This is a genomic window from Streptomyces europaeiscabiei (genome assembly GCF_001550375.1).
GTDB lineage: Bacteria > Actinomycetota > Actinomycetes > Streptomycetales > Streptomycetaceae > Streptomyces > Streptomyces europaeiscabiei.
In genome coordinates this window covers 1-931 of sequence record NZ_LRTR01000346.1, presented here as the reverse complement: position 1 = coordinate 931, position 931 = coordinate 1, and the positions used below count along the sequence as shown (strand labels likewise).

Sequence of the window (931 nt, the reverse complement as noted above, 5' to 3'; positions counted from 1 at the left end):
GGTCCGGGCAGCCGGAGCGCCGCACGGCCGGGTGTACGGCAGAGGCCGGGGCTGGAGCCGGGGGCCTCGCGGGTCACGGGGTCGATCGCGGTGGGGCGGTGCACGGGACGGCCGAGGGCGGCTCCGGGCGACGGGCCGTGCGTCGGCCGTCGTGGGCTCGGGAGGACGGACCGGCGGGCGGTGGCTTCACGGGGCCGTACACGGTGGTGATCGTGGACGGGGACCCCGGGGGCGCCGATGTGCGGGAGGCCGTGGTGCGGCTGGCGCAGGAGGGGCCCCTGGCCGGGATCCATGTCGTGTGCCTCGCCGAGACGGAGTCCGCGTCACCCGCCTCACCGGTGACGGAGACGTACTCGGCGGCCTGCGAGGTCTCGCCCGCGTTCCGCGCGTGCGGGGCCGTCGCCCTGCTCAGCGGTGACGTCGCCACGGCGCTGCGACTGCTGCGCGTCACCTCCGCCGGGTACGGCACGGGAACCCTGTCCGGGGCATCGGGTCCGCCCGGCTCCGGCCGTACGGGGGCCGCGCGCCCCGCGTCCTCCGCCGACCACGCGCGCGGTACGGACGCCGACGCGCCGTCGAGCCGCCCCCGCCCCGACCACTCCGACCACTCCGGCCGTTCCGACGCCGCCCACGGCTCCGCCCAGGCGGACCCTGCCTCGGTGAGCCGTACGCACACCCACATCGACCTCGGGGGGAACGCGCTCCTCGGCGCCGACGAGCGGACGCGTCCCGGCACCCAGGACATCACCTCGTTCGACCCGGACGAGGCACCCGGGCTGTTGAACCACGGCACGGTGGCCACACTGGACGCCGTGTCGGTGGCGTGGGCGGAGCGGTTCGCGCGGGCGCTGGCACCGTTGCGGACGGACGGGGCGGCCGGGGACCGGCAGGCGCGGGTGTCGGCGCCGCTGCCGCAGTCGGCGCGGCTGCT

1 pseudogene is annotated in these 931 nt (G+C 78.0%); it reads left to right on the top strand.

Annotated elements, in window-relative coordinates:
- Positions 1-931 (top strand): annotated as a pseudogene (locus AWZ10_RS16560) (FHA domain-containing protein); the annotation flags it as partial.